Source organism: Nostoc sp. PCC 7107 (assembly GCF_000316625.1).
Taxonomy (GTDB): domain Bacteria; phylum Cyanobacteriota; class Cyanobacteriia; order Cyanobacteriales; family Nostocaceae; genus Nostoc_B.
Map to the genome: position 1 here is coordinate 5,635,767 of NC_019676.1, position 23,265 is coordinate 5,659,031.

The following is a 23,265-nucleotide window of genomic DNA, read 5'->3' on the forward strand; positions in this document are numbered from 1 at the left end:
GGGGAGACCCCAAGACCGCATTTTTCGCTTGTTGTCAGTCAACAGGCAGAGCATTTTGTCGATGTTTTCCTCATCCTATCGTAGATTTTTATCACTTATGGCTACTGCACCCGTGCTTTAATGCCTTTTGCTTGTAGTTCTTGTAATCTTTTCTGCACTTGCTCTTTAGTTTTTAACGCACCGAGATAAATCAGCTTTTGGTCGCGCGATAAATAAGCATCAGGAACTACTTGCCGTACAGAAGTAACCGTGCGATCGCCTTCATTATCCATAACGATATGATAGAACCCATCTGCTGCTGGTTGGATTTCGGTGTTTACCTGTGGGGGAGTTACCAGAGGCTGTACAGGTTGTGCTGTGGCGATAGGGGGTAGATTCAAAGGCTGCACTGGCTGCATATCTGGTAAGGGGTTAACCACAGGTGGTGCGACTGGTGCGGGAATTATCACAGGCGGATTTACAGGTGCGATCGCTTTTGGGGGAGTTTTTGGTTGTAAACCAACTATATCGTTGGGGTCTTTCAGTTCAGGAAACTCTTTTGTCGCCAAATTGGGATATTTCGGTATGGGTGTAAGTTCAGTTTGGGCTGGAGGCTGGGACTGGCTGGCTGTTTCCTGAGTCTGAGTTTTATCGGTATTAGCAGCGGAATTACTATTAAAGATTTTATCAAAACTCAACTGTGGCAAGCTTTTCGGATTAAATACTATGTAACCCAAAGTCAAACTAGCCATCAACAGTAACAACATCGAGCCGATACCTAAAGGTGATAGCAAACTATCGTTAGAATTACTGGGGGGCTTTGTTTGTTGTTGTTGTTCATCGTTTAAACTCCGCAGCAATGCTTCACTCGATTCCAAATAATCATCTGGCTGAGTCGGAGTTTCCTTTGCCTGCATCAAATTTTCACTGGGAGTCACCTGAGCCGTGGTAGGCACTATACTGCTACTGCTAGTAGAATTTAGTGATGGTAAGGGAATTTGGGTTTGGTTGGAACTGCTAGAAGATTTCTGCTGCGGCTGTTCTATCGTTTCTGTTTTAGCTGTTGTTACTGGTTTCTCTAGAGACACTTCAGTTACAGATGCAGGCTGTATACTCGTTTTAACTTCAGTTACAGGTAGCTGAATTTTGCCCGCTAGTGCTGTTATTTCTGTTGTGTCCTGGGTTTGAGTGTTAATGTTATTCCCTGTACGGGATTGATAAGCTGTTTTTGATGCTATGCGTGAACGACGGTATCTAGCCAACTCTTGATCTAGCTGCACTTCCAAACTGGCCAGGGCTGCGGCTAGCGGGGGCTTTAACTCAGGTGGTTTAGATGATTGAATACCGGAATCTATGGGCGAGTTTTGACTCATTACCTGTCTGCCTCAAACCTAGACTGTGGAATGGAATAGAGCTAATTTGTGCTAATACTAGCGAAAAATTTCGCATCACTGTAAACTTTCTTGAACTATCTTGAATTTCAGCACTCAGCACTTTGAAGTAAGGATGTCTTTGAAATCAGTCAATGATATTTTAGGCTTTTTAGAACAACAAGCCAGATGGCAAGAGCAGCCATTTCAAAAAGTGCTTCATTTTTGGGCAGAAGTGGTAGGTGCAGCAGCCGCTAAACATACCCAACCATTAGTGATTCAGCGTGATGTTTTGCGAGTGGCGACTTCAAGTGCTGCTTGGGCGCAAAATCTGGCTTTTAAACGCCAAATCATCCTGTTAAAGTTAAATGAAAATTTGCCTAACCCATTGGTTGATATCCGCTTTTCTACGGCTGGGTGGCAGAATTCTTCAGCAAAGCCACAGCAACAACTCACAGGTTCGCCGCAAGAACATCCTAGTTATCTGGGAAATGTGAGTTATGTGCAGCGTGATGATTCGCAAACGTTGGAAAATCCTCAGACGGCCTTTGGACTATGGGCTAAAAAAATGCAAGTGCGATCGTATGGTTTACCTCTTTGTCCCCAATGTCAATCTCCTACCCCTCCAGGAGAAATTGAGCGCTGGCAAGTTTGTGCTGTTTGTGCCTCTAAGCAGTTTTGAACATAAGTTATTGATTGAGATTGGGTGTACTTCTGCCTCACTGTTGATTTTTGCTGTGAATACGTTGGTTTAAGAACAGTCAAATACTTAATATTCTTTAACTAAAATTGATATTTTTACAAAAAAACTCGGAAAATTTTGGTAAAGTTCATATTGTACAGTCACCCTCAGTCGCCTTCGCGTAGCGTCTCGTAGAGAAGAACGCCAAAAAATCATAGACTCTACGTAAGTTTTAGCTTGGCTTAACTAAAGCCATCTATTTTTTTATTATTACCAGGATTTTAGGTAATTTCCTGATATAAATTGTCTAAAATCCTACTAAATTATTTTCCTCTTATTATCTCCGTTCTGAGTAAGTAGCTAGGCGCAATTAAATATAAAACGCTCAAGAGCATATCCATCCTTAAGGCTTCTGGCTTCAATGCCATCAATAATAGCCATCGCTAAATCATAATTATTATCAAACATCTGTCCAGCAATTTCATGAGTCTTCAATTGATGCCACTCCTCCTCAATTCGATTCATTTGAGAACAATAGGGTGGTAAGAAAAACAAGTATAGTCCTTGTTCTTGCCATTGTTGCCATCGTTGTTTTGCTTTGTTACTCCGATGCAAGGAGCCATTGTCTTGAACAACCACAGTGATTTGACCAGTTTCATCTAAAGTTTGTTGTGCTTTAGCTGCAACCAAATCCATCACTTCAATGTAACGCGGTGTTTTGAACCCACCTTGAACTAAGGCATACTCAAAACTGGTTTGAGGTTCCCATAAACCCAAAATGCTAATACGACCACCACGACTACCTACTTGTGGCATGAGTTTTTGGCTACCAATACGGCTGTAACTATAGCTGACAGGACTCCAACGACAACATCCAGATTCGTCAAGGTATTTCAGTTCAACATAACCATCTGCTGCCGCTTGCTTCAAGATATCTAGGTCTGCTTGTTTAAGTTCTCGTTTGTCTGGATCTTGTTTCCCTTTATGGCTATGACGCGTGCGTTTCCATCTCCAGCCTTTTTTTTGAGCAAACGTCGCAGACGGTCTGGACTGAGCTGTACATTTCTCTGTTGAGCCAACTTTTGTGATAACTGCAAACTGTTATAGGTACGGGGTTCTACCTCTAAACAATGCTCTAAGTATGCTAAGTCCGCTTCCAGCCATTTACGCTTTGCTCCTCGTCCTGCTCTTTCCCACAATCCCCCCAATCCCAAGCTCTGCCATCGCCGCAGTGTTGCTCTTACCGTATGTTCGTGACATTCAAAAATCTGGGCAATTGCTGGTACATTCCATCCTTGAGCATTTAATCGAATCATGTGGGCGCGATCTCGTGTGCGTTGAGGAACGGTTGTCGCTTCTCGCAACTGAGCCAGTGTCAAATCTTCTAAATCTGTTAATGTCACTCGTAATGGAGCAGGCATCTAGTCGCATCTGTTTTTGAACTCACTTTATCTTATATTTAATTGCAACCAGCTACTTACTGATCGATACATACAAGGTTGAATTTTTAAAATGACTGAGTACTTGATTTAGTGAAAAGGATGTCTCAGCCAATAAATTTTCACAGATGATGTCTCAGTAAGAATTATGTAAATTTCAGACTGAATTGCTAAAATAAATACACAGATTTATCGTTGACTAGCTATATATAAGCTTGTTTGAAGCATTAAAGTTAAGCGGAGTTTAAATCTAAACTTTAAGTTTTACCCTTGATCCCTAGCTATTTTTAGCCGAAAATTAGTAGGTAGTTACTTTAGTAATCATTTAAAAATATAACAAGATTCTAAAAACATCCTGAAGTTTATTTTTGTGTTGGGATCGCTAGAACCTAGTGTAAATAATAATTTGCTGCCAATATTACGTATTTATATCTAGGCGCAGAATATAAATATGTAAGACAGCCCTGAACAGCACTAAAGATGAACTCAAATGAAACCGATAAACTTTTTGACATCTGCCTGTAGATATTGTCGTCATTACAACCCAGAAGGTCGCCGTGGCGGAATGTGTCAACAGTTGGGAGCGCCTGTGCAAGCCGCTTGGAAAGCTTGTTCTTTAGCACTTCCACCTTTTGCACCTTCTTGGGAAACTTTAGAAGATTCTTGGAGTTTGCCCGATGGCACACCAGTCTTAGACAGTTCTCATCCTTTAGTTGCTGTTGCCGACAACATAACATTTGTGACTATTGAGGAAATTGCTAATTTAATTCCTGAAGAGGCTGAGGCTAAGACAGTCAGTGCTAATTTAGCCACTATTTCTTATTAGACTCGGTTTATAGACATAAAAAATATTTCTCTTGAAAATTGCTAGTGCTGTAAACGTTGACATCTCCAAAAATCGCACCTAATACCAATTTTGGCTTGTGAATTGAAAATTTTGTCAAAAAGCTTTTCTCGATAACGCTAAACGACCTAAGCTCAAATTGATATGCCTCAAAGGTGCGATTTTTGTCATTTTTAAGGTAGCCAAGGGAAGGAACGAAAATTGGGCGATCGCTTTTCTAAAAATGCTTGTTTACCTTCTGCGCCTTCTTCTGTCATGTAATAGAGTAAAGTTGCATTCCCCGCTAGTTCTTGTAAACCAGCTTGTCCGTCACAATCGGCGTTGAATGCGGCTTTGAGACAGCGAATAGCGATCGGGCTTTTTTGTAAAATTTCTTGCGCCCATTGAACACCTTCATTTTCTAATTCTTCTACCGGCACAATACAGTTAATTAAACCCATATCTAGCGCCTCTTGGGCATTGTATTGACGGCAGAGGAACCAAATTTCTCGCGCTTTTTTTTGCCCAACACTGCGGGCGAGATAACTAGCACCAAAACCACCATCAAAACTGCCAACCTTGGGGCCAGTTTGGCCAAAAATAGCGTTATCTGCCGCAATAGTGAGGTCACAAATCAAGTGTAAAACGTGTCCACCACCGATCGCATATCCCGCAACTAAAGCAATCACGACTTTTGGCATCGAACGTATCAATCGCTGTAAATCCAGCACATTCAAGCGAGGAATTCCCGCATCATCTACATAACCCCCCTCTCCCCGCACACTTTGATCACCACCAGAACAGAAAGCATACTTGCCATCAGTATGAGGGCCAGCACCAGTAAATAGAACTACCCCAATATTTGTATCTTCACGGGCATCACAAAACGCGTCGTACAATTCAAAGACAGTTTTCGGACGGAAAGCATTACGTTTGTGTGGGCGGTTGATGGTGATTTTTGCAATACCATCGGTTTTGTGATAAAGGATATCTTCGTAGGTTTTGACAGATTGCCAGTTAACTTGCATGAGAAAGAATTGCGCTATTGTGCTTGAGAATTTTATCGCGGACTGAGAAGCGATCGCTAAACTTTCCTCTCTCCAGTAAAATCAGGGCTGGTAATTGACTCACAATCAAAATGCGCCGCGACTCTATTTTCTACAAATTATTCCAACAATTTCCCGGTTTGCTGTTTGAATTAGTAGATCAACCACCATCAGAAGCTGAGAATTATTTATTTGAATCGGTGGAAATTAAAGAAACAGCATTCCGAATTGACGGAGTGTTTCTACCTCCAGCTAATGCAGCATCCAAAGTCGTCTTCTTTGCTGAAGTGCAGTTTCAAAAGGACGAAGACTTGTACCATCGCTTTTTTAGCGAATTGTTTTTGTTTCTCTACCGCCACTCGATTCGTTATGATGACTGGTTTGGAGTGGTTATTTTTCCTTCGCGCAATTTAGAACCTTCAAATCCCCGAATTCACCAAGCATTATTACAAAGCAATCAAGTCCGGCGAGTGTATTTGGATGAATTAGGCGATTTACGACAACAACCTTTAGGATTGGCTTTGATGTTGCTGACGACAACGCCTGAAACCGAAGCAGTGGAAGCAGCACGGTATCTGCTAGAACAAGCACAGCAACAATCAGAACAAGCCATAATAAATTTAGTGACAACGATTATACTCTACAAGTTTTCTACCCTAAGTCGAGAGGAGATTGAAGCAATGTTGGGACTGATTTCAGAAGAACCACGGGCTATTCGAGAAGCAAAGGAAGAAGCACGAAAAGAAGAAGCGCAATCGCTCATTCTCCGACTTTTAAACCGACGAGTAGGTACAATTGACGATGAACTTCAGCGCCAAATTCAGGCGTTGTCGTTAGAACAGGTAGAAGCATTGGGTGAAGCTTTGCTGGATTTTGCAGCGATCGCGGATTTAGAAACTTGGTTACAAACTTAACAAAGAGAATAACTCTCACGCAGAGGCGCAGAGAAGAAACAGTATATAAAACTCCGCGCCCCTCTGCGTTAATCTTTGCGCCACTTTGCGTTAAAAATCAAATACAACTTCTACGACAAACTTCTTTAAATTTTCCTGTCGCCATTTAGCATCAGCTTTACGATTTGTCTGCAACTCTAAAACTCTAATTCCTTTACTTGGTAATGGATTTATTTTTCTCTGTAACTCTTCCCAAGAAGTTATTAATTCATGCTGCACACTATATGCAGCGCACAACTGAGCAAAATCAATATCCTGGGGAGTGCCAAAAAATTCTTCAAATGGTGGGTCGAATTTAGCGATGGGTAACATTTCAAAAATTCCGCCACCGTTGTTATTAATTAAAACAATTGTGAGATGACCAATAAATTTATTGCGGATCAAAAACCCATTCGTGTCATGTAATAATGCTAAATCTCCTGTTAACATGACACTACTTTGTTGACCATGAGAAATTCCTAATGCGGTGGATAACGTGCCATCAATCCCATTTGCACCGCGGTTAAAATATGTTCGCACCTTTAAATTATTTGGTTGCCAAAAATACTCCACATCTCGCACAGGCATACTATTGGCAATAAATAACGGCGTTCCTGCGGGGAGTGTTTGAGACAACAACCAGGCCGCTTTACCTTCAAATGAATCCTCCATTTTCCCCATAGTCTGGTCAACGGCGACTCTGACTTTCGCTTCTGCAATACACCAACTTTGCAGATATTCCGACAGGGAATTGTTCTTGTTAATTTCGGTTATCTCCAACTCATCTACACTTATTCGTAAATGCGTTGTCTGACCGTGGAGAGGATCAAGGTTTTGGTCACTAGGGTCAATTACCCAGCGTTGGGGTTGTGTAGAACTTAACCAAGTCCGCAGTTCTTTACTGGTAGGCATATCTCCCACCTGGATGACCATTTCTGGTGCTAACTGCTTTGCTAATTGCTGATTACGTAAAATCAGGTCGTAGGTGGAAATTAAATGAGGGTTGAGGTCAGCATAATTTCTCAGTGGCGAAAGTCCTTCAGCGAGGACAGGCCATTGCAGAGTTTGAGAGAGTGTTGCGATCGCCCTACAATAATCTTCAGGATTTTGAGGTTGAGCAACTCCAGCAATAATTATCCCGCGATCGCAATTTTGCCATACTTGGGGAATGGGAAATTGAGAGTGGAGAATGGGGAGAGTATTTGTGACTGCGGCGAAGAATGCTTCTGAGTCAAACTGAAAGTCAGTACCGTCGGGAACCGGTGCAAGAGGATCACGGAAGGGAATGTTGAAATGTACTGACCCTTTGCTTGGTGTTTGCGTTCTCTCCCAAGCATAAATTACCGTTTGTCGCAAATAAGCCAGCATTTCTATATTTGCAGCAGGTAAAGCTAACTCAGTTTGCCAATTGGGATAACTACCATATAATTTCACTTGGTCGATAGTTTGACCAGAGTGACAATCTCGCAGTTCTGGTGGTCTATCGGTAGTCAATATTAGCAGTGGTACACGACTTTCTTTAGCTTCAATCACTGCGGGATAAAAGTTTGCGCCGGCTGTCCCAGAAGTACAAACCAGTGCTACAGGTCTTCCGGTGGCTTTAGCTACTCCCAAGGCAAAAAAAGCCGCGGAGCGTTCATCGAGAATAGATATAGCTTCAATATCGGGTACTTGTTGAGCAAAGGCAACTGTTAGGGGTGTAGAACGGGAACCAGGACAAATTACAGCACAAGTTAAACCTAGACGCTTTAATGTCTCCGTCAAAACAAAAGCCCAAAGTTGATTAACATTCCTATAGGCGACCAGCATCAAATCCCAGATAGCTATCAGACAATATTCAATTGTGACATTCTCCTATACTGAGTTTCAGTGAATTTGTAGGTTTTCCCACCGTTGTTTGTTAAATTTTGTATGGCAATTTATCTAAAATACTATGGACTGTATTTATTTAACGGGAATTTGCTGCTATGGCTACACGGGATATTTACCAGAGGAACAAGTTTTAGGGCAATGGTTTGAAGTGGATATTAAGCTATGGTTAGATTTGTCTCAAGCTGCGGAAACTGATGCGATCGCAGATACTCTCGATTATCGCAGTGTGATTAGCACTATTCAAAACTTAGTCAAAACATCCCGGTTCGCTTTACTCGAAAAGTTAGCAGGTACAATTGCCGATACTATCTTGCAACAGAGCGATCGCGTCACGCAAGTCCAAGTTGTCGTCACCAAACCCGCAGCGCCTATTCCTGATTTCGGCGGCAAAATTAGTATTGAATTGACGAGAACAGGGAAAAGGTGACAGGTTACAGGGGACAGAGTTAAAAGATTTTTCCTGTAACTACCTTGACTTATAAACCTGAAACATGACCACCTTTGCCAATGACAAAAATTTCTGAAGAAGTACGGGTTTTTGTTTACGGTACACTCAAACCCGGTGAAGCTAATTATCAAAAATACTGTGCAGGAAAGGTGGTAAATGCTCAAAGGGCAGTTATACTAGGCAAACTGTTTGCTTTGCCTCTGGGCTACCCAGCAGTGACACCGGGACAAAATCAAGTCCACGGCTATTTGCTTTCTTTTGCTGAACCAAAAATTTTACAAGCTTTAGATCATCTAGAAGATTACCAACCCAATAGACCAGTCACAGAAAACCTTTACAATCGCCAACAAATTGAAGTTTACACTCCACAAGGCGATGTTCTGGGTTTGGTTTGGGTTTATCTGATGACCTTAGAGCTTGTCAACCAATTCAACGGCACTCTTCTCACCGATGGCTGGTGGAGTGGCTGCGGTTTAACGCTCGCTGGAAATTAATTTAATTCAAGTCTGGCTCAATTTTTTCCAGTCCAGGCTGTTTGAGGTCAATAGTTTTTTCTGGTGTAGTAACTGCTGCTTTCGGAATTTCGATGACGGGATTATTTAAGGCCACCATCAGTGGTGCAGCAGGCGTAGGGGGCATTTTGGCTACTGGTGTAGATTCTTCTACTTCTACTTGGGGTTTTTGAGCTAACTGCGGTGTTCTAAATTCACTTCCAGGGAGTAAACCGGAAACTACACTAATCACACAAGCCGCCACTGCTGCACCACCAACTGTCCAGGCTAAACGCGAACGACGGCGCAACCGCGAGAAGACTTTTTGGGCTGTGACTTCTGGTGATTGTGCGGGATCTGGTACTGGTAGAGTCCGTAAACCTTGCCGTAGTTTTAATAATCTGGCATACAGACACTGAACGGAGGCATCATTGGCCAGCCATTCTTCTACTTGTCTGCGTTCTGTAGCTGTTACCTCTCCATCGAGGTATGCACTTAATAACTCGAAGCGATCGCGCTTCACCATATCCATAGTACCCGTTGATTCATTGGTATGTTGATCCATCCCTTCTGACAAATCTCCAGGAGGTTGCAAATGGGAACGGTCGTTAAACTGAGAATCAGTAGTCATCTTAACATTATTACTAATTCATACACGGGTAGATTAGCCAGCAATTCTCAGAAATTAATTGAGAAATTTCTGATTTGTCGATCTTGACGGCAGAAGTACGCCAATTGATTCCTGACAATTCTTAATCAATGTTTAAATTTTGGCATGAAACAAAGAAAAGAAACTGTAATTTAGGCATCTAGATAATTTTGCAATTGAGCTTGCAATCTGGATCTTGCTCTGGCTATTCTTGATTTTACCGTTCCCAAGGAAACCCCTGTAATTTCGGCAATTTCTTCATAAGCCATGCCTTCGATTTCTCGTAAGACAATTGTAGTCCGAAACACTTCTGGTAAATCGGCGATCGCTTCTCGCAGTTGTTCGTAAAACTCTCTAGTGGTCAACTCCTCTTCGGGGCCTGGAGTGTCACCAGCAATTTCCCAATCCATTTCACCATCCTCTAGGGTGCGGGGAGCATCTAGAGACAAGGGACTGACAACCCGCTTGCGTTTACGCAATTCATCGTAAAACAAGTTAGTGGCAATCCGGCTTAACCAGCCGCGAAACTTAGCAGGTTCTTGTAATCGGTTGATATTCCGATACACTCGAATCCACACTTCTTGAGCTAAATCTGCTCTATCAGCCCAGTCTGGAGCCAAATGGTATAAAACTCGATCAACTTGGGTTTGATAGCGGCGCAGGAGTTCTGCAAACGCAGTACGATCTGGACGCAATCCCACTTGACAGCGCAAAATTAGATCGTGATTTGAGAGTTTGTCAACTTGCACCGATGCTTCTGTACATTTCGCATCAACCGTTGACCAGGATACAGCAATCGATTGACTCATAGATCGTATTGGCTTTAAATCATCCCTTACTATTAGACCTATTAACTGAGTGGATGTTCCTGAATTAAGTGCCGGATTAATGACTGGAACATCAAAGTAGAGAATAGGGGTGAGATTCTTAGTTACGTCAATAGTGAGCAAATCTGGCCTTTCATGGCAAAGAGGCCATTTTTAGTGGAATGATGGCACATTTCTACCCATAGAAGTTTTACGTATAGTTGTGCTACTGATAGCAACTGACTATTTACGCTTGACAAAACTCACTGTTTATGTAAATTCAATAATTAAGTGTAGTTACTTATTCAAAGGCAGATTCTAGCTTTTTCCTGATTTACACCCCTATATTTCTACATCCATCTAAACCGTTGATTTTGCGTCCCACTTCGGGGGAAAAATCTAGATCTGCTGACAGACAAATAGTTAAATTTCTGAGCTTCTACTTTGAATACTGAATTGAAATTGGAGAAGTCGTTAGACTGTTTTAGAGATCGTGGTAACTTCACTAAGGGTAGAGTAGAATCTTGTTTTTGGTGATTGTTGCCAGAAATTTATGAAGCTTGCAGAAATTCATAATTATTAGTTATGAGTCAGAATTGATGAGTTTCTGCTGGCATCCTGTAAAAGGAATGTTATTTTTTCGGTCTAGCTACCAGAATTGTGTTTTTTTCTGGATATTCCTGATAAATAGCACCAGTATTAGCTGGATTTGGTATCCGAACTTGAAGAAAGAAATTAATGGAAAATGTGATTGTGATTGCAAGCAATAGTTTTTCAAACATGAATTTTCTCCCACCCACACCATTAATGATTGATTCCTGCACTTGGAGAGTTCTAGAAAAAAGCCTGAACGGAAAAAACCTTCGCTCGGTCTTTACGGGAATTAAGGTTTCTCACCAGAAGTCTTATTTGCTGGGACATCCGCTTAGACTTAGTTTGCCCAGAAAGATTGGCAAGTTTATAAGGAAACAAATAAGTATTTATAAATTATTGATAATTGAATGATGAGCGCATTCAATTATTCCAAGAGATGGATCTGTCAGGGATAAATAATAGGCGATCGCAATGGTAAGAAATGAATCTGTAACGCGAATAGCAATGTTTCTCTGTTTTGGCACAGCCATCTTATCGTTAGCTGTTCATTGGCGAGTGACAACAACGCAACAACAGTCGGATAATTCAGCTACTAATAGAAAATTTCCTGGAAGTATATATGGGGAAACAGCTTTTGGTGCGTCTACAACTGTTGGTGAATCAATTCCTGGGCAAAATCAGCCGAGGAATTCTCAATTTAAGTCTTCTGACATTCAGCCTCATCATAAGTCGGGTACAGTAATCCAAAATGTAGCTAAGGACACTGATATACCCAATAACAAGCGATTAGTTGGGTTAGAAACAGAACAAACGGAAAATCCCAATAATGATGCTCAACCGGCATCCTTTTTTAGCCAGTTTTCCAATCAACAAAAAACTTCTAATAAACTGGGACTAAAAAGACAAGTGGTAGTTGATTTAAGCGATCGCCGCACTTATGTTTATCAAGGAAATTTAGTTATAGCCAGTTACCCAATTGCTATAGGTAAGAAAGGCTGGGAAACGCCGACGGGTTCTTTTGAAGTGATGAATATGCAGCATGATCCGATTTGGCGACACCCCATAACTGGTAAGGTATTTCCGCCGGGGACTGATAGTCCTTTAGGTGAACGCTGGATTGGTTTTTGGACAGATGGACGCAATGAGATTGGCTTTCACGGTACACCAGATATCCACTTGCTGGGGACTGCTATTTCTCACGGTTGCTTGAGGATGCGTAATTCTGATGTGCGTTTGTTATATGACCAAGTTAAAGTTGGCACATTGGTAACAGTGCGTGATTAATTTGTTAATAGTCATTAGTCATTTGTCCTTGGTTATTAGTTTTATACAAATGACTAATGACAAATGACCATTGACTAAAATTCATTTTTGCTCAAAGCTAGGGGCGTAAACTTGGAGTAAGGTACTAACTTGGCGGAGAACCTCATTACCAGTGTTTTTGGGCAAGAATGGTGTTCTGTTATCGTTGGGTTGATCAAGGTTACGACCGATTGCTTCATTTACTTGTTGAGAAATCAACTCTTGTAGATCAGCTTTGGCGCGTATACGTTGGTAGTTAGCACCTTCTTCTGTGGTGGCATATAAAGGTGGTAAGCGGTTGAGGGCATAAGCAGCGATATCACCCACATCTAGAGAACTCTCGCTGGTAGCTTCAATTTCGGCGACACGGGCGATCGCTTCAGTCAAGACCAATTCTTCCATGACGTTGATAAATTGTTTGCGAGGTACCGCCACTACCTCACCAGTTAATAAGGCTCCCATTAATCGATCCAGAGCCATATATTCTTCTATCGAAAGTTCCGATGCGTTATCACAAATTCGCCCAACTTCTGCTTCCATTGCGGGTGTGAGATAACCATCCTGGAGAGCTTGTTCTACAATTTTCTCAATACTCATAACGCTCATCTTGTTTAAGCAACCCAAGTAAGGTAAGGACGGTACAAATCCAATTTATCTTGCCCAATTATCGGTGCATAATCTACCAATTATGCACACACAATATTAATTTACATTTATTATTGAAAAACCTGTGTTCGCCAGGGTACTGGGTCAACAGATTGGCCATTGACATATAAACCCCAGTGCAAATGCGGCCCTGTAGAAGCACCTGTTGAACCCACTGCGCCAATTAATTGACCGGCTTTGACAAAGTCGCCTTCCTTAACGTTAATGCGACTTAGGTGCAAAAATATGCTGGTCACTCCTTGACCGTGATCAATGCCAACTACATTGCCATGAACTCGGAAGCCTTGAGATACTGTACCAACTAAAGCAACTCGCCCAGATGCTGGCGCAGTTACAGGTGAACCTGTGGCTCCGGCGTAGTCAACACCCCGATGATAATAATCTTTAGCAAATTTACCATTATAGTAACGACGTACGCCATAGATTGAACTAATCCGGGCTTTACTGGGAGCGATAAATTTACCGTTCCAATATTTTTCTGGTGTTTGCAAGGCTTTGAAAGCTGCTACACGCTTGAGTTCGTACTCTGTTGCTCCATCAGCAGATTTGCCTGGTGATAGAGTAATACGTTGTACAGGGAACTTGCGCGATCGCAATTTGACTGTTAAGTTCTGTACTTGGCCATCTCCCACAATTTTCAATGTTCTATTTCCGGCTGTTTCCAGTGGAGTTGTAGGAATAAAAGCACGATATTTATTGGGGGAAATGGCAAAAGCTGGATAGGTTTTCTCGCCTACTACTACTTTTGGTTGCTGATTATCTTGTTGATTGACATCAATCATCACAGACAGGGTATCTCCCAACTGCGGATTACTAGGAGATAACTGCACTTGCAAAGCTGCTGCTGGTAATGCCAAGGCTAGGGGTAAAGATGCAAATATCCCATAGAAAAGATTTTTAGTATGGCGACTTACTTGCCAATTCTGAGAATTTTTAGCGTGATTCTCGATAGACATAAAAATGTAATATAATTCCTTACTTTTGTAAACAGACGGACTAGATGAGCAGCGCTAGGGCTTCCTAAGCACCATAGATATTTTTGAACCCCATAATATTATGTCAATAAACATTCTAAAAGAATAAGCTATGAGCATCTTAGATGCGATCGCTCATGATCATCATTCATTTAAATTAAATAATATATCTAGTTAAGCAAAAATTAGGCTTTCTCAAAGGTTTGAGAGATTTTTTGAGCAAACCCTGGCTGATTCCGATACATTATACTGTCCTAACATTAAGAGCCTAACTAGAAGTTGTATCAAAAATTATCAAAGTTGTTCCAACCAATCAGCTGAACCAGACAAGCCACAAAGGTAGTGCCAGAAATAATCCGATAAACGTCAAAGCAATACTGCTGGCTAATAAGTTTCGATCCAAGTCATACACTTCTGCCAAAATTAATACAGAAAGCCCTGTGGGTGTTCCAGACATTAACACCAGCACTAGCCGTTCTTCACCAGTAACACCTAAAAAGGTTGCGCCTAATCCTACTAATACAGGTACAACAAATACTTTTAGTACACTGGCAATGGAAGCAATTTTTAAACTTTTCCAACCAGTGATTGTACCTAGCCGCAGACCCACAAGTAATAAAGCCAAGGCAATAACTATCCAAACCGCTTGTTCTAATGCTGACTCAACTACTATTGGTAATGAAACAAATTGAGTACTCACGCCGAGAAAAAATGTCCACAAGCTAGGAACTGTAACTAAATCTCGTAACTGAGTCCACCAGTGGGTATTGATTTTGCTTTTACCAAAATAGCTGGCAATTAAGACAGCAATACCATAAGTACCAATAACATTGTTGGTAACGCTGAATAATACTGCCCAGTCGTTGTTTTTTGGACTAGTTAGTACTTGGGTGAGTGTGAGTCCGACAAAACCTGTGTTACCTAAAATGGTAGCTAGAATAAAACTGCCCAAACTGGCTGGCATTAAGGAAATATCCACTTCCAAGTCTGAATTTGGCAAATCTAGCTGCTGTTTGTGATTTTTGAACCATTGTAGAACTTGCCAAATCAACAACGCTAAAACCAGACTTAGCAATAATACTCCAACTGCCACTCCGGGTATGACGAAACCATGAGATAAATCGGTGTGACGCGCCAAAACTAAAATTTGTAATGGCACTCCTACCCAATACAACCCATGACCAAGCCACTTAAGGAAACTATCTGGAATTAGCCGAGAGCCTAGTAATCCAATACCAACCCAAATCAGAAAAGGGGTATAAGCATGAATCAGACTGTCAATCATCTGAAGTATGAAGTATGAAGTGTGAAAGTGGGAAATTTGCGCTTTTCCTACCCGAAAAAAGCTATGGTTTAGACCATAGCTGGTGAATTGAGCATTCAAACTTCAGAATTTGAATAAGCCTCCATCGGCAAACAAGAACAAACAAAATTTCTGTCACCGAAAGCTGCATCAATACGACCAACACTAGGCCAAAATTTATGTTCGCGTGTCCAAGGTGCGGGGTAGGCGGCTTGTTCGCGGGAATAGGGATGAGTCCATTCCCCGGCGATGAGACTTTCGGCTGTGTGGGGTGCGTTCTTCAACAGATTATCTTCAATATCCATTTTGCCTGATTCAATTTCGGCGATTTCTTGACGAATAGCAATCATGGCATCACAAAAACGGTCTAATTCTGTTTGAGATTCGCTTTCTGTGGGTTCCACCATGATAGTTCCAGCCACAGGCCAAGAGACAGTCGGTGCATGGAAACCATAGTCCATTAACCGTTTAGCAACATCATCAATGTCGATGTTGGCGGATTTTTTGAGCGATGGCGAAGCGCCTCGCAAGCTACGCAAATCTAAAATACACTCATGGGCAACTAGACCATTTTTGCCTTTGTACAACACTGGATAGTAGTTTTCTAGTCGCTTGGCAATATAGTTAGCATTGAGAATTGCCACTTTGGTTGCTTCTGTTAAACCAGCCGCCCCCATCATGGCGATGTACATCCAAGAAATTACCAAGATGCTGGCACTACCCCAAGGTGCAGCGGCGACTGCGCCTGTTGACTGCTGAGTGGATTTATTGAGAGGAACTACGGCGTGTCCAGGTAAGAAAGGTACGAGATGGGATGCGACACCAATTGGCCCCATACCAGGGCCACCGCCACCGTGAGGGATACAGAAGGTTTTGTGCAAATTCAAGTGACAAACATCTGCACCAATATCTCCCGGACGACACAACCCAACTTGGGCGTTCATGTTCGCCCCATCCATATATACCTGTCCACCGTGGCGATGGACAACCGCACAAATTTCTTGAATACCTTCCTCAAACACACCATGAGTTGAAGGATATGTCACCATCAACGCCGCGAGTTCGCTACTATGCTTTTCGGCCTTGGCTTTGAGGTCGTCTACATCAATATTACCGTCAGCATCGCAGGCAACTGCAACTACTTTCATCCCACACATAACCGCACTGGCGGGGTTTGTCCCGTGGGCGGAGGTGGGAATTAGACAGATGTTGCGATGTGCTGCGCCGCGACTAGCATGATATTCATGAATTACCAACAGTCCGGCGTATTCTCCTTGGGAACCTGCATTGGGTTGCAAAGAAATTCCGGCAAACCCAGTAATTTCGGCTAACCAAGCCTCTAGTTGCTGAAACAGAATTTGATAACCGCGTGTTTGCGATCGCGGTGCAAATGGATGTATCTTGCCAAATTCCTCCCAACTTACGGGAATCATTTCGGCTGTGGCATTTAACTTCATTGTGCAAGAACCCAAGGGGATCATCGATGTAGTTAGCGATAAATCCTTGGTTTCTAATTTGTGCAGGTAACGCAACAACTCTGTTTCGGAGTGATAGCGGTTAAATACGGGATGGGTAAGGTAGCTGCTTTGGCGACTAAGGGGAATATCAGAAGTTGCGCCAGTTAATTTTTCTATCGTGAAGGGTAATTCATCTTTACCTGCGAAAATTTGCCACAAATCAATTAAATCTTCTGCTGTAGTTGTTTCATCTAAAGAAATACCAACAGCAGTCTCATCAAAAATTCTTAAGTTGATATTTCTGGCTTGGCATCCTGCAAGAATATTTTCTAGGCTGTGTGTGCCTAACTCTACTCGCAGCGTATCGAAGAAATTTTCAGAACTAATCTTATAACCCAGACGTTTTAATCCTGCTGCCAAAATTAAAGTTAGCTGGTGGATATTTTCAGCAATATTCTTCAGTCCCTCTGGCCCATGATAGACGGCATACATACCCGCCATGACTGCCAATAGTACCTGGGCTGTACAAATATTACTGGTTGCTTTTTCCCGCCGGATGTGCTGTTCGCGGGTTTGCAATGCTAAACGTAATGCTGGCTTACCGTTGACATCTTTTGATAAACCAACAATTCGCCCTGGAACTTGGCGTTTATACTCTTCTTTGGTGGCAAAATATGCCGCATGAGGCCCCCCATATCCCAAGGGAATACCAAAGCGTTGAGTGCTACCTACGGCAATATCCGCACCAAATTCGCCGGGTGGGGTGAGTAAAGTTAAGCTGAGGGGGTCGGCGGCGACTGTGACTAATGCGCCTACTGCATGGGCTTTGTTGATAAAGGTGCGATAGTCGTAAATACTGCCATCGGTGGTAGGGTATTGCAAGACTGCGCCAAAAATCGGTTCAGCAAAATCAAAGGTTTGATGGTCGCCGATAATAATGTTAATTCCTAGAGGTTTTGCCCGTGTTTGCAGCACATCAATGGTTTGGGGATGACAGTCATGAGAGACAAAGTAGCTATGGGCTTTGTTTTTGCTGACACCATAACTCAGACTCATCGCTTCGGCGGCGGCGGTAGCTTCGTCGAGTAATGAAGCGTTGGCAATTTCCAAACCTGTTAAGTCAATAATCATGGTTTGGAAATTTAACAGTGCTTCTAACCGCCCTTGGGCAATTTCTGGCTGGTAGGGAGTGTATGCAGTGTACCAACCAGGATTTTCTAAGATGTTACGACCAATTACAGGCGGTGTAATGCAGTCGTAATATCCCATACCAATGTACGAACGGCACACTTGATTTTTCGCAGCAATATTTTTTAACTTTGCCAGGGCTGCGTACTCATTGTGTGCATCGGGTAATTGTAGCGTTTGCTGCGATCGGATGGCTTGTGGTACTGTGCGATCGATGAGATCGTCTAGGCTGGCAAAACCCAATAATTCCAGCATTTGCTGAATTTCATGGGTGTTAGGGCCTATGTGTCGCTCTATAAAATTAGAGTACGGTGAATTTTCTGGAAGGGTAGACTTAGTTTGAGGGGCATGAGATACCACAAATCGAACTCCGGACGCTACTATTTAATATTTTGCAATAAAAAATTCTTTTAACAAGTTGGCATTTAAGGAAAAGTACGAAGTATGAATTTCATACTCCACACTTCACACTCCTTACATACCTTCTACCAGGGCGCTGTACTGACTTGCAGTTAAGGCATCGTCAAGTTCACTGGTGTCATTAACACGCACTTTTAAAAACCAGCCTTCACCGTAGGGGTCATCTGACACTACTTCGGGATCATCAATCACAGCATCGTTACGTTCTACTACTGTACCAGTGACTGGTGAATATAGTGTTTCTACGGCTTTCACTGATTCAACGGTGCCAAATTCATCACCCTTTTCAACAACAGTGCCTACATCTGGCACTTCTACAAACACAATCTCACCTAATTCTTTGATGGCGAATTGAGTAATACCAATGGTCGCAATATCATTTTCTAAACGCACGTATTCATGACTATCTAGGTATCTCAAATCATCAGGATATTCAGACATATTACTTACCTTCCCATAGAAAAATTCTTGTGCCAACAGTAATACAGGTCATTTACTGTAGCTTAAGTAGTTCACAACACATTATTCCTTAAAAACTGCAAAGGATTAAGTAAAAAATGTGAAGTAAGTAGACGTGTAGCAACTTGCCACTTTAGACTTTAGTTTTTGACCGATAAAAGGGACGTTTGACTACAATTGCGGGGTAAGCTTGACCACGAATTTCTACTTCTAACTGTTGACCAACCTTTGTTAGTTTGCTTGGAACATAGGCTAAGGCGACTGGATAACCAAGTGTAGGGGAGATAGTCCCGCTGGTAACTTCTCCGATAACTGTACCTGCTGATAAGACTTGGTAGCCGTGACGCGCTATATTACGTCCTTGCATTTGTAAACCTACGAGTCGGCGTTGCACTCCGTTGGCTTTTTGCTGTTCTAATACTGACCGACCAATAAAGTCACCTTTACTATCGAGGTGAACCAACCAGCCTAAACCTGCTTCTAGGGGTGAGGTGTTATCGTCGATATCTTGGCCATAAAGTGCCATTGCGGCTTCTAAACGCAGGGTATCTCTTGCACCCAGTCCACAGGGAACAACACCTGCGTTGTAGAGACTACGCCATAATTCTCTGCCTACTTCTGGGTCTACCATGATTTCAAAACCATCTTCCCCGGTATAACCTGTACGGGCGATAAAGGCACTTTGACCAAGGATGGTTGTTTGTAAATGACCAAAGGCTTTAATTGGTTGTAAGTCTTCTGCAACAAATGGCTGGAGAAATTTAACAGCTTCTGGCCCTTGCAAGGCAATTAAAACTTTTTCGGGTGAGATGTCTTGAAATTGGATTTCATCTAAATTGAGGTTTTGCAATAGCCAGGTTTTATCTTTGGCTGTGGTCGCTGCATTGACAATGATCGCCACTTTCTCTTCACTTTGATAATAAACAATAATATCGTCAATAATTCCCCCTTGGGGATTCAACAGTACTGTATATTGCGCTTGGCCAGGTTGTAAGCGACTCAAGTCTGAAGGTACTAAACCCTGGAGTTGGTCTATAGTTTTTTTCCCCTCCAGCGTGAATTTGCCCATGTGGGAAATATCAAACATCCCAGCAGCATTTCTCACCGCTTCGTGTTCGCTGGTAATACCGCTATATTGTACAGGCATTTCCCAACCACCAAAGCTGGTGAAGCGGGCTTTGAGTTCTACACCCATTTGATATAAAGGAGTTCGCGCCAAGGATGCGACGATGTTTTCTTGATTAGCCACAGGTAGTTATGCTCTTCAACATCTATATATCCTAAGTCAAGGCAGAAATTTTATACTTCAGACTTCAACCTAGTAATGTTATTTATAGGAGTGTTGAGATTTGTTAAGAATACATTATGAAATATTTCCGCATACTAGCTAGTTTTGTTTTAGCTATGGTTCTATTTTTATTTCCCTTGTCGGCGGAGGCTGCTAGTTCTTCGAGTATTACCCGTTCGGCTGGCGATGAAATTAAGGGAAAAGATTTTTCTGGTCAAAGTTTAGTTGGCAGTGAGTTTACCAACATTGATTTAGAGAATGCTAACTTTAGCAATGCTGACTTACGTGGAGGCGTGTTTAACGGTATTGTCCTGGAAGGGGTGAATATGCACGGTGTAGATTTTAGCAATGGCATAGCTTATCTAGCCAGGTTCAAAAATGCTGATTTAAGTGATGCAGTTTTGACAGATGCGATGATGCTGCGATCGACCTTTGATAATGTGGAGATTACAGGTGCAGATTTTACTAATGCAGTGTTAGATGGGACACAGGTGAAAAAACTCTGTGCTAAAGCTAGTGGTGTCAATTCTAAAACTAGTGTAGATACACGCGAGTCTTTAGGTTGTAAGTAAAGTTATACAAATAACCCTCCCAATATTTGGGAGGGTTATTAATGTCAATTTCATAACGCAGAGAAGCCGAATAATATATCAAGTTTTAGGTGTTTGGTAGCGTTCTATTTACTCTGGATTTGTCGCTTTATCATCTGTTAAGTGCAAAGTTCTTTCTATTTGAAATCTTTGTTCGACATTACGTAAAAAATAACCGTCTACCATTGCCGAACCTAATAATTTACCTAATTCTTCACGGCTAGTAGTAATAACAGTATTAAATCTGTCGTGAGGTAAATTTCCCAACATAGCCACAATAGCTTGTTGAATTAATTGTAAAACTTCGTGTGAATCTGGTTTAGAAAGTTGGACAACTGTGTCTCGATTTAGAGATTGAATATATTGCCAAAATTGATTTTGGTTAACATCTCCAGGCATAAAATTATCTGGCAGATGATAGGAAAGATTACTCATAGTATTCTTATTTTTGGTTGCGCTTCACTATATTGAATTTATCAGTTTTTCTAGATCGAGAAAATTCAGATTAACCGAACATCCTCAATCTGGTTTTTTCTCCAGCTAAAATTTTGGTTTATGAGTTAGCTCTCTTACTTGGTAATCAACAATATCTTTTTTCAATGTTATGTATCATCAATCACTCACTAAAATTTGAGCCAATAATATAAATTTTTGACAAAATCTAGGCAAATACCAAATTAATTTGATAACATCATAAAACCGTTATTAGATGGCACAGGATATACCCTGTAAAACTATCTTGGCATCTACAGTTTGTTAATAGCTGTCAACTTGCTTATTAACTTACATCTACTGAATTTAGCCGTTTTGCTATAGCCTAATTGATTGTTTTAAGATTTTACTCTTCAGAAAAGCATCTATCTCTATTGACCGCTACAAGTATTCAATTTGGAGACAGACATGAAAAAGTTAATTCCGTTTATCATCAGTAGCATTCTGTTAGTTGGTGCTTTTGGTTGTCAAGAAACACCTAAAGATGCGGCTAAAACTCCTAGCACTAATAATGAAGCTTCCCCCGCATCAGTAAAACCTGCTTCACAGATTACTCAAACGACAGATAAAGCACCTAAAACGGCGGCAACAAAAAATACTCCTGTAACTACAAAATCTGAGGGTGAATTAAAAAAAGAAGTTACCAAAAAACTGAAAACAGACCTACCAAACAATAAATTAGAGGTGGAAGCAAAAGCAGATGAGATTGTAATTAAAGGTACTGCTGCTTCTAATACAGAATTACAGAAAGCCGAAAAATTAGTTAAGGAAGTCCAAGGTGTGAAGAGTGTAAAAATGGAAGCAAAAGTACTAGTACCAAACAAGATTTAAATCTAGCTAAAAATCAGCTTAACAGGACTACTATCTCTGTAAGTCCTGTTTTTTATTGCTGATATTTTTGATTGATTATTTGATACGTGGACAAAGGTAAAGAATCATTACCGGATTCGATTAATTTGCATTTAACAGGGATTTACTGTATTTTGTCTATCACAACAGATTGTTGCTAACCTAAAGTTTAAATGTGAGGGTGCTATGAATATAACTTTTGATTTAAAGTACTTATCTAGATTCATAAACATAACTAAATATACTCAAGTAGCTATCCCGGTGATTAGTCTCGCGTTGGCAGGAATTATACCGAATGTGGCTACCGCCGAGACTGTAATGCAAAAAGTTGCGCGTACAGGGGTACTGACTGCGGGTACGAGTAAAGATGCACTGCCTTTTGCATATACAGATAACCAAGGTAAATTGACTGGTTATTCGGTAGATATGTTGAATTTAATTAAACAACAATTAGAAAAACAATTAGGCAAAAAAATTCAATTAAAACTAGTTGGCGTGACTCCTGCACAGAGAATTCCGAAAATAGTTAAGGGGGAAGTTGATATTGTTTGTGATGCTAGTAGTTTTACTTGGGAACGAGATAAAAAAGTTGATTTTTCCGTGAGTTATGGTGTGACTGGGACGCAATTATTAGTGAAATCAGGAAGTAATCTTGGTTCTGCTGAGTCGTTGGTGGGTAAACGAATTGGTGTGTTAGCACAAACTACAAATGAATTAGCAATTAAACAGGTGCAACCCCAAGCTAAATTGGTGTATTTCAAAAGTCGTGGAGAAGGATATGTGGCTTTAGAACAAGGCAAAATAGATGCTTTTGCCTCCGATAGTATTTTATTGGAGGGATGGTTGCAAAAGGCCAAAAATCCTGATAATTTTGCGATCGCACCTGATAGACCTTTTTCACGAGAAGGTATCGCTTGTATGGTTCCAGAGGATAATTCTAAGTTTCTCGACGCAGTAAATTACTCGCTAGTCAAGTTCATGCAAGGCTTTGTTAATGGCGAGAGTCAATATGTAGCTATTTTTGACCGTTGGTTTGGGCCGCAAGGTGCAGTTTTTCTGAATCGAGATTTACGTGATTTAACTGTGGAAACTATGCAATTGGTGATTGAATTTCGTGAGGAAATTCCGAAAAGAGAGTTTTGATTA

General features: G+C 41.4%; 22 protein-coding genes and 1 pseudogene. 9 read left to right on the forward strand and 14 right to left on the reverse strand.

What is annotated here, in order from left to right; genetic code table 11:
- Nucleotides 1-101 precede the first annotated feature (101 nt).
- Nucleotides 102-1,352, reverse strand: coding sequence for a hypothetical protein (locus tag NOS7107_RS24040; RefSeq protein WP_015115536.1), 1,251 nt, complete (start codon nucleotides 1,350-1,352; stop codon nucleotides 102-104).
- Nucleotides 1,353-1,485: 133 nt separating this feature from the next.
- On the opposite strand from NOS7107_RS24040, the gene NOS7107_RS24045 reads away from it, so the two are divergent.
- Complete coding sequence (locus NOS7107_RS24045; RefSeq protein ID WP_015115537.1) at nucleotides 1,486-2,031, forward strand: DUF721 domain-containing protein; 546 nt, start codon at nucleotides 1,486-1,488, stop codon at nucleotides 2,029-2,031.
- Nucleotides 2,032-2,391: 360 nt separating this feature from the next.
- Here the strand turns inward: NOS7107_RS24045 and NOS7107_RS28175 are convergent.
- A pseudogene (locus NOS7107_RS28175) lies at nucleotides 2,392-3,452 on the reverse strand (IS630 family transposase).
- Between the two features lie 508 nt (nucleotides 3,453-3,960).
- Here NOS7107_RS28175 and NOS7107_RS24060 point away from each other — a divergent pair.
- Nucleotides 3,961-4,296 carry a hypothetical protein gene (locus NOS7107_RS24060; protein WP_015115538.1) on the forward strand — a complete coding sequence of 112 codons (336 nt, stop codon included), beginning with the start codon at nucleotides 3,961-3,963 and terminating at the stop codon, nucleotides 4,294-4,296.
- Between the two features lie 191 nt (nucleotides 4,297-4,487).
- Here the strand turns inward: NOS7107_RS24060 and menB are convergent, their stop codons facing one another.
- Nucleotides 4,488-5,321: a 1,4-dihydroxy-2-naphthoyl-CoA synthase gene (menB, locus tag NOS7107_RS24065; protein WP_015115539.1), complete on the reverse strand. Its 834-nt coding sequence runs from the start codon at nucleotides 5,319-5,321 to the stop codon at nucleotides 4,488-4,490.
- Nucleotides 5,322-5,431: 110 nt separating this feature from the next.
- Between menB and NOS7107_RS24070 the strand changes: the two genes are divergently transcribed.
- Entirely contained in the window at nucleotides 5,432-6,253 is an 822-nt protein-coding gene (locus tag NOS7107_RS24070) for a DUF2887 domain-containing protein (protein ID WP_015115540.1), read from the forward strand.
- A 90-nt stretch (nucleotides 6,254-6,343) separates the two neighbouring features.
- Here the strand turns inward: NOS7107_RS24070 and menD are convergent, their stop codons facing one another.
- Entirely contained in the window at nucleotides 6,344-8,080 is a 1,737-nt protein-coding gene (menD, locus tag NOS7107_RS24075) for a 2-succinyl-5-enolpyruvyl-6-hydroxy-3-cyclohexene-1-carboxylic-acid synthase (RefSeq protein WP_015115541.1), read from the reverse strand.
- Nucleotides 8,081-8,204: 124 nt separating this feature from the next.
- Between menD and folB the strand changes: the two genes are divergently transcribed.
- On the forward strand, nucleotides 8,205-8,570 hold the full coding sequence (folB, locus tag NOS7107_RS24080; RefSeq protein WP_015115542.1) for a dihydroneopterin aldolase: 366 nt from the start codon (nucleotides 8,205-8,207) through the stop codon (nucleotides 8,568-8,570).
- A gap of 80 nt (nucleotides 8,571-8,650) precedes the next feature.
- Nucleotides 8,651-9,085: a gamma-glutamylcyclotransferase gene (locus tag NOS7107_RS24085; RefSeq protein ID WP_015115543.1), complete on the forward strand. Its 435-nt coding sequence runs from the start codon at nucleotides 8,651-8,653 to the stop codon at nucleotides 9,083-9,085.
- Between the two features lies 1 nt (nucleotide 9,086).
- Here NOS7107_RS24085 and NOS7107_RS24090 read toward each other — a convergent pair whose 3' ends face one another.
- The 3 genes from NOS7107_RS24090 to NOS7107_RS28805 form a co-directional block, all read right to left on the reverse strand.
- On the reverse strand, nucleotides 9,087-9,713 hold the full coding sequence (locus NOS7107_RS24090; protein WP_015115544.1) for an anti-sigma factor: 627 nt from the start codon (nucleotides 9,711-9,713) through the stop codon (nucleotides 9,087-9,089).
- 170 nt (nucleotides 9,714-9,883) lie between these two features.
- Nucleotides 9,884-10,540, reverse strand: coding sequence for a sigma-70 family RNA polymerase sigma factor (locus tag NOS7107_RS24095; protein WP_015115545.1), 657 nt, complete (start codon nucleotides 10,538-10,540; stop codon nucleotides 9,884-9,886).
- 629 nt (nucleotides 10,541-11,169) lie between these two features.
- Nucleotides 11,170-11,361, reverse strand: coding sequence for a hypothetical protein (locus NOS7107_RS28805; protein ID WP_015115546.1), 192 nt, complete (start codon nucleotides 11,359-11,361; stop codon nucleotides 11,170-11,172).
- A 241-nt stretch (nucleotides 11,362-11,602) separates the two neighbouring features.
- Here NOS7107_RS28805 and NOS7107_RS24105 point away from each other — a divergent pair, with 241 nt between their 5' ends.
- On the forward strand, nucleotides 11,603-12,415 hold the full coding sequence (locus NOS7107_RS24105; protein WP_015115547.1) for a L,D-transpeptidase: 813 nt from the start codon (nucleotides 11,603-11,605) through the stop codon (nucleotides 12,413-12,415).
- Nucleotides 12,416-12,496: 81 nt separating this feature from the next.
- Here the strand turns inward: NOS7107_RS24105 and NOS7107_RS24110 are convergent, their stop codons facing one another.
- The 6 genes from NOS7107_RS24110 to gcvT all read right to left on the reverse strand — a co-directional run bounded on the left by NOS7107_RS24110 (nucleotide 12,497) and on the right by gcvT (nucleotide 20,149).
- Nucleotides 12,497-13,030 carry a late competence development ComFB family protein gene (locus NOS7107_RS24110; RefSeq protein WP_015115548.1) on the reverse strand — a complete coding sequence of 178 codons (534 nt, stop codon included), beginning with the start codon at nucleotides 13,028-13,030 and terminating at the stop codon, nucleotides 12,497-12,499.
- A gap of 119 nt (nucleotides 13,031-13,149) precedes the next feature.
- Nucleotides 13,150-14,055 carry a M23 family metallopeptidase gene (locus NOS7107_RS24115; protein WP_015115549.1) on the reverse strand — a complete coding sequence of 302 codons (906 nt, stop codon included), beginning with the start codon at nucleotides 14,053-14,055 and terminating at the stop codon, nucleotides 13,150-13,152.
- Nucleotides 14,056-14,386: 331 nt separating this feature from the next.
- Nucleotides 14,387-15,358, reverse strand: a complete 972-nt coding sequence (locus NOS7107_RS24120; protein ID WP_015115550.1) for an AEC family transporter — start codon at nucleotides 15,356-15,358, stop codon at nucleotides 14,387-14,389.
- A 95-nt stretch (nucleotides 15,359-15,453) separates the two neighbouring features.
- Nucleotides 15,454-18,381 (reverse strand): aminomethyl-transferring glycine dehydrogenase, encoded by a 2,928-nt coding sequence (gene gcvP / locus NOS7107_RS24125; RefSeq protein WP_015115551.1) that lies wholly within the window; start codon nucleotides 18,379-18,381, stop codon nucleotides 15,454-15,456.
- Between the two features lie 114 nt (nucleotides 18,382-18,495).
- Nucleotides 18,496-18,882, reverse strand: coding sequence for a glycine cleavage system protein GcvH (gene gcvH, locus NOS7107_RS24130; protein ID WP_015115552.1), 387 nt, complete (start codon nucleotides 18,880-18,882; stop codon nucleotides 18,496-18,498).
- A gap of 151 nt (nucleotides 18,883-19,033) precedes the next feature.
- Nucleotides 19,034-20,149, reverse strand: a complete 1,116-nt coding sequence (gene gcvT / locus NOS7107_RS24135; protein ID WP_015115553.1) for a glycine cleavage system aminomethyltransferase GcvT — start codon at nucleotides 20,147-20,149, stop codon at nucleotides 19,034-19,036.
- Between the two features lie 116 nt (nucleotides 20,150-20,265).
- Here gcvT and NOS7107_RS24140 point away from each other — a divergent pair, with 116 nt between their 5' ends.
- Nucleotides 20,266-20,760: a pentapeptide repeat-containing protein gene (locus NOS7107_RS24140; RefSeq protein ID WP_015115554.1), complete on the forward strand. Its 495-nt coding sequence runs from the start codon at nucleotides 20,266-20,268 to the stop codon at nucleotides 20,758-20,760.
- Between the two features lie 108 nt (nucleotides 20,761-20,868).
- On the opposite strand, the gene NOS7107_RS24145 is transcribed toward NOS7107_RS24140, so the two are convergent.
- Nucleotides 20,869-21,213 (reverse strand): DUF760 domain-containing protein, encoded by a 345-nt coding sequence (locus NOS7107_RS24145; RefSeq protein ID WP_015115555.1) that lies wholly within the window; start codon nucleotides 21,211-21,213, stop codon nucleotides 20,869-20,871.
- Between the two features lie 465 nt (nucleotides 21,214-21,678).
- Between NOS7107_RS24145 and NOS7107_RS24150 the strand changes: the two genes are divergently transcribed.
- Together NOS7107_RS24150 and NOS7107_RS24155 are read left to right on the forward strand one after the other, a co-directional pair.
- Complete coding sequence (locus NOS7107_RS24150; protein ID WP_015115556.1) at nucleotides 21,679-22,101, forward strand: BON domain-containing protein; 423 nt, start codon at nucleotides 21,679-21,681, stop codon at nucleotides 22,099-22,101.
- A gap of 336 nt (nucleotides 22,102-22,437) precedes the next feature.
- The gene (locus NOS7107_RS24155) at nucleotides 22,438-23,262 is read left to right on the forward strand and encodes an amino acid ABC transporter substrate-binding protein (protein WP_253274565.1); all 825 of its coding nucleotides are present in this window, start codon (nucleotides 22,438-22,440) and stop codon (nucleotides 23,260-23,262) included.
- Nucleotides 23,263-23,265 lie beyond the last annotated feature (3 nt).